Below are 8,251 nucleotides of genomic sequence, written 5' to 3' on the forward strand. Positions count from 1 at the left end.
TGTAAGGAGTCTTGTTAATGATAGGATTATTAAAAAAACAAATTGTAATACAAATATTTTAATTATGATTTCCATTAGTTTTGTATCCCACCACTTTTTTTCACACCTAAAAAATTACTCACTAAGTTATGAGCTAAAACTATAGGTTTAATTTTATTTTTTAAAAAAATTTTATTATTACGTATATAAATATAATTTCCTTTTTTAAGGTAATTTATTCTTTCAGCAATAATCTTATTTTTTTTATTTTTTGAAATAAATCTTCTAACTAATTTTTTAGTTTTTTTGTCTTTTTTAATAAATAGTAAAAGTTTTGATGAAAAACCATCAACAAATGTAAAATAAAACCAAATAATAAATAACTTTATTGAACAAAGAAATAATAAATCTATATAAAAAATTTCCTTATTTTCAAAATTTAAAATTATAAAAAAAGATAATATAATTATATAATTACATAAAAAGATTTTTAAAATTTTTTTTATCTTAAAAATTTTACTAATTAAAATTATAAGAATTACATATAATAATGTAGAAAGAAGAACATTCATTGATTAGTATTTTTGGGATTTTATCAAAAATTGCAGTGTTGATAATATATTTTTTAATTTAAAAGCTTTTGAATAGCCATAATCTCTACTTTGAGACTGCATATCTACATATTTGAAATTATCATATTCCTTAATTGTTTTTAATAATATTTCAGCTTGAAAACAATATTGAGACTCTTCAATTTTAATTTTATTCAAATACTCCTTTTTATGAATTTGCAGTCCATTGTAATATTTTATTTTTTTTTTTCTAAATAGATTTAATAATATTGTAAAAACTTTTGAAATTGACCATCTGAAAAAACCTCTTTCAGAAAGCATCTTTGAATTTATTTGTATCAATAAATCTCTCTCATTATAATAGCTATAGAGTTTTTTTAAATTATCACTATTCCATGCATTATCACCCTGAAGCATCATAATCCAATCTCCTTTAGCAACTTTTAAACCATTTTTAAAACTTGAACCGAAGCCTAAATTTTTACTATTTTTTATTGAGATGATATTTCTATTTTTTTTGCAAAGCTCATTAATTATTTGACTGGAGTTATCGGTACTACAATCATCTACTATAATAATTTCATGGTTTATGAATTTTGAATTAATAGCTTCCTCTAAATTATTTAGTGTATTATGAAGGTTTTTTTCTTCATTGTAAGCAGGTATTATAATAGAAAGCATTTTAATATAGTTTAGTTTTAAGTTTTAATTTTGTTATAAATATATGCAAATAAAAAAAAAAAAATATTAATAAATGATGCCTAAAAAAAAATTATCATTCTTAAATTATTCAGATATTGGAAATATTTACAAAAATTTAATGAAATCAAAAGAATATCATGATTTTAAATCGTTAGTTTTGAAAAAAATAAAGAGTAAAAAAACATTATTTATCTGTGGAAATGGAGGGTCTGCAGCGAATGCAAATCATGCAGCAGTAGATATATCAAATCAAATTAAATTTAAAAATAAAAGATTAGCAAGATGCGTTTCATTAAGTTCTAATATTCCCATGATCACAGCACTTGCCAATGATTTTGGATATGAAAATATTTTTAGTATGCAGTTAGATAGCTTGGGTAATAAAGGAGATCTTTTAATAGTTTTTAGTGTTTCTGGCTCAAGTCCAAACGTTATTAGAGCTGCAGAAAAGGCAAAAAAAAAAGGTATTAATGTATTATCAGTTTCAGGTTTTTCTGGAGGAAAAATTAAGAAAAAATCTGATGTGTGTATTAAATTTAATTCAAAAAATTATGGTCTAGTGGAAGATTTACAGATGACAATTATTCACAATATATGTCAAGATAAGTTTATTTGATCAGAAAATTTTAATGAAAGAAAGTTTAAAAATTATTTTAATTTTTTTTATTATTTCATTAATACCAACAGTTTTTTATTACAATTTATATTTATTTAATTCTGAAAACTTTGATCCAAATATTATTTTACAGAGTAATTTTATTTGGGATGAACAAACAAGTTATTTTTTAAGAGCTGATAACTTACTCCAAAACAAAAGTTTTGGTGTAAATGAAATTGATAATAATTTTAAATTTAGCAGTATGTCAATTTCAATAATTGTTTTATCATTTTTAAAAATTTTATTGACTAATAATTATTTTCCAATTTTTATTGATATAATATTGAGTTTTGGATTTTTGATTACCATACACCTTTTTTTTAACAAAATTTTAAAATTAGATAAATTTTATTCATGTTTATTTAGCATAATATTTTTAATTTTATTTTCTACAGGTCCAACCACAATAAATTTTTTCCTAGAAATATTTAAAAATATGAATTTAAAGTCCATGCCATATATTTATAGGCAAATCTCACCATCAATGACATCAATCTTTTTAGTTTTATTTATCTTTTTGAATTTTAAATATTTTCAATCTAACAAAAAAAAAATATTACTGTTTACTCCATTATTCTATTTCATATATCCGTTTAATTCTTTAATACAAATTACAGGATCTTTTCTATTTTCATTTTATTTTTTATTTAAAAAAAAATACAAAAATCAAAAAATTTTTTATTTTCTATCATTAAATTTGTTTTCTTTTTTTCTATGGTATTTATTAAATCAGATAGAATCAAATTGGTTTTCTAAATTTTTATTAGGTGCTAATTATGATTTGATATTTGATAAACGAAATTCCATTATTATATTTTTTTTCTGCTTAAATCTTCTTCTTTATAGATTTTACAAAATAGAAAAATTTATTTATTTAAACTTATCTTTTTTAACAGTTTTTATAGTTTATAACGCAAAGTTTTTAATTGGTTATGATTTGCAATTTTATCATGTTGATATGTATTTCTCCAAACCTTTACAATGGATAAACATTTTTTTCATAACAAATATAATTTTTAATAAATTAGTATATAAAAGAATTATTGCTCTATTTTCGTTTGTTTTTATAATTTTTTTTGTTTTATCTTTTAATAATTATTCTCAAAGTATTTTAAAAAAAAATGAGAAATATTTGTATGATCAATTAAAATTTAAAAAAGATTTGAATGAAATTAAATATTTAATTAGTGGCAAAACAATACTTACACTTGATCCTAATTTCATTTTTTATGGTTACAATTATGTAAATTCAAAAAATTACATATTTTATTCAGCAAGAAATATAGAAATCAGCCCAGAGATTAATTTGAAGAGATTTATTGATACTTGTATTGCTCATGGAATAAATGATCTAAATAAAATAGAGAGTATTTTTTCATTGAATAAAAATGAGTTTAAATACGATTTGCATGGAGTATTTCATGAATTAATTTTTTTAGAAGATGGGCCCGCATCAGCAAATAAGAAAAATACTTACAAATCACTTCAAAAAAATAAAACTTTTAGTAATTTAAGAGAAGTAATTAAAAATTACTATCACCAAAAAAATTCTCAAAATATATTTCAAGATCAAATAATCCTCATAAATAAAAATAGCTCTATAAAAAATATAATGAAGTTGGAAAAATTAAAATTAATTTTCGAAAATAATGCGTTTATATTATATGAATTATAGCTTTTATAAATTACATGAAACCAACAGAAAAAAATTAAAAAAAATATATTTATTAAAAGACTTTTAGATATAAATTAACGTATAGTATATGGTCATGAACAATAAAATAAATGTTTTTCTTCCATGCAGAAAAGGTTCAAAAAGGATACTGCATAAAAATACAAAAAAATTTTCAAATTTTAAGTTAGGATTGTTTGAGATTAAGTTTAATCAAATAATTAATATAAAAAATTTAGACAAAGTTTATGTTTCAACCGATGATAATAAAATAATTAATTTTTTAAAAAAAAAAAAATCTAACAAAATTATTATAATCAAAAGAGCAAAGAAATTAGCTGATAATAGTGCATCAACTGATGATTTGATAAAACATGTTTCACAAATTATAAATACTGGAAACATACTCTGGACACATGTGAGTTCACCATTTATTAACACTGAAAATTACAACAAAATTGTAAAAAAATATTTTTTTGAGTTAAACAAGGGTTGCGACTCCTTAATGACTGTTAGTGCCATTCAAACATTTTTATGGAATAAAAAGAAAGCTATAAATTATAATCGAAAGATAGAGAAATGGCCCAGAACTCAAACAATAAAAAAATTATATGAGATTAATAGTGGAGTATTTATTGCATCAGCAAAAATTTATAAAAAGCTAAATGATAGAATTGGAAAAAAACCATTCCTATATGAATTAGATAAATTAGTAGGTTTTGATATTGACTGGCCAAATGATTTTAAACTTGCAGAGCAATTAATTAAATCAAAAATAGCTAAATTATAATAAGTTAAGTAAAATATAAGCATGTTTGTTTATTACCAGAGAAAATTTGTTCAAATAGGAGGCTCAGAGATCTTTGCTTTAAGTTTTTTTGAGGAAGTTAATAGTCATAAAAAATGCTTTCTGTTTTCTCTATATTGTAGTGAAAAATGTAAGCTTTATATAAAAAAAAACTATAATAGTATTTATAAGAGACTAATTACACCTTCATTTTCCTTAGGTTTTTTAAGATTTTGTCTCAGCTTTCTTTTTAAAAAAAATATTAAAATTTATTTTAATTATGGTTTGCATGAAATGTTTTTTTTAAGAATGATTTTTCTAAGAAAAATAATTTATTTAGCCCATGATATGTTTTCTTATGATGAATTTAAACCAATCAGTATAAAAAATATAAATTTACTAACAAAAGTAAGACTAAAAATTTTGGGTATAGTTGAAAACATCTTTAGCGATGTTTTTGTTTTAACAAAAAAATCTCAAAAAGAAAGATTAAGATTGCTCAACTATAAACCAAAAGTTTTTAATGCTGCAATCAGAAATTTAAACTCTTTTAAACACAATAATAACAAAAAGTTTATTTTAAGTTTAGGAAGGTTAGAAAAAAAGAAAAATGTTGATTTAATTATCAAAACTTTTAAAAAAATAAATAAGACTAATCCAAAATTGAAATTACATATTTGTGGTGATGGATCTCAAATGAAAAATTTAAAAGAGATTGTAAGAATAAAAAAATTAATTAATAACGTTAGTTTCTTTGGTTTTGTATCAGAGAAAGAAAAAAAATTACAAATTAAAAATTCTCTGTGTATTTACTGTCTTGATAAAGCAGATTTTGATTTAGTAATATGGGAAGCATTACTGCAAGCTAAACCAGTAATATGTTCAAATACTATGGAAATAGATAGTAACTTTATTAAGTACAACTGGATAGCTAAATCAAAACTTAATGTAAATAATATTTATAGAGCTACCAAAATACTTTTAAAAAAAAAAAGAAATATAAAAGTTTTAAAAAAATTGCTAAATGATTATACTTTTAAGAATTATTTAAATAAAATAGAACTAAACATTAATAAATGAGCTTTTGGAAATCTTATTTTAACTTAAAATATTTTTTTTTTTATTTAATTAATTTTATAATACTTACCTTCCATTTTTTATTTGAGAATAAAAAAAGAAATCTTTTAAAAAAAAATAATCAATTATCAAATATTTTTCGAAATCAACAGTGGATTATAGTAGGAAATTCTCCTGCACTAAAAAATCTAGAAATTAAAAAATTTATTAATAAAAATACTATCTTTATGAATAGAGGGTATTTAATTGATGAGTATAAATTATTACAGCCCAAATATCATATTATTATTGATGATAAGTTTTATAAAGGTGAATGGGGTACTGATATTATAGATAAAATTTTGGAACTTAATCCAAATGTTACATTTATATTTAATGTTAAATGGGCATTTAATAAAAAATTTACGAATGAAATAATTAAAAATAAAGAATTAAAGATAGTATGGATAGATAATAGATTATTTCTAAATAAATATAATTTTAAAAAATTTAAAATCAATCTTACAACACCCACTTTTGGAGGAGCAGTTTTTGGAGCTACCTTATCATTTTTAGCATATACTAATCCAAATTCCATTTTGTTTGTGGGAGTTGAAGCTAATGGTTTGTGTTATGAGTTAATCGATAATTTTGAAACTCATGCATATGGTTCAAACCCTGATAATAACAAAAAAAAATTTCAAAATTATATTGAGGATCTTGATCAAATGTCTATAACACTTAATCAATACAGATTTTGGTCTGAATACTTCAAGAGAAAAAATATAGATGTTTACAATTGTACAGGTGCTGGAATTTTAAAAATATTTAAACAAAAAAAAATCGAAGAAGTTCTAAATTAAATTGAAAAAAAAAATTTTAATAACAATACCTAATGCTAATGTAAAATCTAAAATATCTTTTTGGAAATTAGCATTAAAGAAAAATAACTATAGAATTTTTCCAGTCTATCAATGGAAAAAAAGAATAAGACCTAATTTTTTTGAAAAAGTTTTTGAAAAATTAAAAATACCAATTGATATATCAAATTTTAATAAAAATATGATACAAGTTGCAAAATCGAATGCTGATTTGAGTTTTATTTTTATTGAGAAGGGATGGTATATTTATCCTTCAACTCTTAAGAAAATCCGAAATTTATCCCCACTTGCGAAAATAATTTATTTTTCAAACGATAATATGATTTTAAGTCATAATAATAATTTTTTTATAAACAGAATATTTAAATTAAGCATCTTTGACAAAATAAATTTGATCAATATTCCTGATTACAAAAAATTTGCAAAAAAATATAATTCCAATATTCATTTTACTGACAAAGCATATTCAGAAAAAATACATTTTAAAAAATTTAATTATAAACAGAAGTATAAATACGATATTTCGTTTGTAGGTTCATGTACTCTTGATAGGGTAAAGTTACTAACATCACTCGAGAGTGAAGGTTTTAAAATTAATATATGGGGATATGGTTGGGAAAATTATGCCAATCAATTTAAAAGAAAAAATACATATAAAGGAGGAGAGGTTTTTAATAATAGATATAGAGATATTTTGGCATCAAGTAGAATTAATTTAAGTTTTTTAAGAAAAATAAATTACGATACACAAACTTCAAGAAGTATAGAAATTCCTGCGGCGGGAGGACTAATTTTAACAGAATATAGTTCAACCCATAAAAGAATATATGGAAACTTATCAAAATACATACTTTTTAGGAACAGAAATGACTTAATAAATAAAATTAAACTTTATTCAAAAAATGAAAAATTAAGAAAAAAAATAACTGAAGCAGTTCAAAATAAAATAATTAAAAATATAAAATCATATGAAAAAAAAATTGATGATATATTAAATTTTGATAATTTAGATGTTAATAAAAAAATTTTTAAAAACAGTAAAAAAAAATTTAATTTCTCAAATGTTCTTAAGAAATTATCACATCTAATAAAAAGATTTTATTATACTAAAGAATTTACTAGTTATGATCACTGTAAACGATTTTGTAATAAAAAATTTTCAAATTCATATGATAATTTAATACTTCAAAAAATAAGATACAAAAATTTTTTTGAAACATCAAACGTTGAAAAATTAAAAAGCACTTCTTTTTTTATTTTAAGAAATATTGTGAGAAAAATAAAAAAAAATAAAATTAAAATTTTAGAATTAGGAGGTGGCTATGGCTCAGATTATTTAAACTTAAAAAAAAATATTAGAAAAAAATATGATTATAATATTATTGAAACATCATCCGTTGTAAAAATTGCAAAAGAGGAAAATTTAAATTTTTGTAAATTTTCAAAATTTTCGAAGCAATTATTTAAATTGAATTATGACCTAATTTATACTTCAACAACTTTACAATATTTAAAGAATCCTATGCAAATAATTAAAATTCTTTTTAAATCTTCTGCTAAATTTATTATTTTAGCTAACAATAATTTTTCTTTTAATCCAAAGATTTTTTCTCAGTACTCATTTTTTTCACAAAATCTTTTTACAGAGGAAAGGTATCAATTACAGCATGATAGTTTCTCAAATAAAACTATTCTTTATCCAAATAGTCAATTTTCAGAACTTAAAATATTAGAAATAGCAAAAGAATCAGGTTATAAAATTTTTAAAGAATATAATGGTGTTGAAAATCACGGAAAAAACAGTTATTCAAAATCGATAGTTTTTAAAAAAATCTGATGAATTTTTTAATTTAATGTGTGGTATTGCTGGAGTAATTGGTTCATTTGAAGATGATAGTGATGATATTTTAAATTCTCTTAAGAATAGAGGGCCAGATTTTCAAA

8 protein-coding genes are annotated in these 8,251 nt (G+C 21.0%); 6 read left to right on the forward strand and 2 right to left on the reverse strand.

The genetic code is table 11. The annotated features are described in order from the left end of the window. Positions 1-74: 74 nt before the first annotated feature. Both AMN83_RS04675 and AMN83_RS04680 read right to left on the reverse strand, forming a co-directional pair. A complete protein-coding gene (locus AMN83_RS04675) occupies positions 75-551 on the reverse strand; it encodes a hypothetical protein (protein WP_075504505.1) in 477 nt (158 codons plus the stop codon). A gap of 3 nt (positions 552-554) precedes the next feature. Then, the gene (locus tag AMN83_RS04680) at positions 555-1,232 is read right to left on the reverse strand and encodes a glycosyltransferase family 2 protein (protein ID WP_075504506.1); all 678 of its coding nucleotides are present in this window, start codon (positions 1,230-1,232) and stop codon (positions 555-557) included. Between the two features lie 73 nt (positions 1,233-1,305). On the opposite strand from AMN83_RS04680, the gene AMN83_RS04685 reads away from it, so the two are divergent. The 6 genes from AMN83_RS04685 to AMN83_RS04710 all read left to right on the forward strand — a co-directional run bounded on the left by AMN83_RS04685 (position 1,306) and on the right by AMN83_RS04710 (position 8,144). Continuing rightward, the gene (locus AMN83_RS04685; protein WP_075504507.1) at positions 1,306-1,869 is read left to right on the forward strand and encodes an SIS domain-containing protein; all 564 of its coding nucleotides are present in this window, start codon (positions 1,306-1,308) and stop codon (positions 1,867-1,869) included. Between the two features lie 13 nt (positions 1,870-1,882). Further along, positions 1,883-3,586 carry a hypothetical protein gene (locus tag AMN83_RS04690; RefSeq protein WP_075504508.1) on the forward strand — a complete coding sequence of 568 codons (1,704 nt, stop codon included), beginning with the start codon at positions 1,883-1,885 and terminating at the stop codon, positions 3,584-3,586. 94 nt (positions 3,587-3,680) lie between these two features. Continuing rightward, positions 3,681-4,373 (forward strand): acylneuraminate cytidylyltransferase family protein, encoded by a 693-nt coding sequence (locus tag AMN83_RS04695; protein WP_075504509.1) that lies wholly within the window; start codon positions 3,681-3,683, stop codon positions 4,371-4,373. Positions 4,374-4,394: 21 nt separating this feature from the next. Next, a complete protein-coding gene (locus AMN83_RS04700) occupies positions 4,395-5,450 on the forward strand; it encodes a glycosyltransferase (RefSeq protein WP_075504510.1) in 1,056 nt (351 codons plus the stop codon). After that, positions 5,447-6,289, forward strand: coding sequence for a hypothetical protein (locus AMN83_RS04705; protein ID WP_075504511.1), 843 nt, complete (start codon positions 5,447-5,449; stop codon positions 6,287-6,289). Before AMN83_RS04700 ends, AMN83_RS04705 begins: the two co-directional genes overlap by 4 nt. 1 nt (position 6,290) lies before the next feature. After that, positions 6,291-8,144, forward strand: coding sequence for a glycosyltransferase family protein (locus AMN83_RS04710; RefSeq protein ID WP_075504512.1), 1,854 nt, complete (start codon positions 6,291-6,293; stop codon positions 8,142-8,144). Positions 8,145-8,251: the final 107 nt, after the last annotated feature.

The organism is Candidatus Pelagibacter communis (assembly GCF_001180025.1).
Classification (GTDB): Bacteria; Pseudomonadota; Alphaproteobacteria; order Pelagibacterales; family Pelagibacteraceae; genus Pelagibacter; species Pelagibacter ubique_A.

Coding starts and splice junctions, on each gene's coding strand:
- AMN83_RS04675 (WP_075504505.1), bottom strand. CDS start 551: ATGAATGTTCTTCTTTCTACATTATTATATGTAATTCTTATAATTTTA.
- AMN83_RS04680 (WP_075504506.1), bottom strand. CDS start 1,232: ATGCTTTCTATTATAATACCTGCTTACAATGAAGAAAAAAACCTTCAT.
- AMN83_RS04685 (WP_075504507.1), top strand. CDS start 1,306: ATGATGCCTAAAAAAAAATTATCATTCTTAAATTATTCAGATATTGGA.
- AMN83_RS04690 (WP_075504508.1), top strand. CDS start 1,883: ATGAAAGAAAGTTTAAAAATTATTTTAATTTTTTTTATTATTTCATTA.
- AMN83_RS04695 (WP_075504509.1), top strand. CDS start 3,681: ATGAACAATAAAATAAATGTTTTTCTTCCATGCAGAAAAGGTTCAAAA.
- AMN83_RS04700 (WP_075504510.1), top strand. CDS start 4,395: ATGTTTGTTTATTACCAGAGAAAATTTGTTCAAATAGGAGGCTCAGAG.
- AMN83_RS04705 (WP_075504511.1), top strand. CDS start 5,447: ATGAGCTTTTGGAAATCTTATTTTAACTTAAAATATTTTTTTTTTTAT.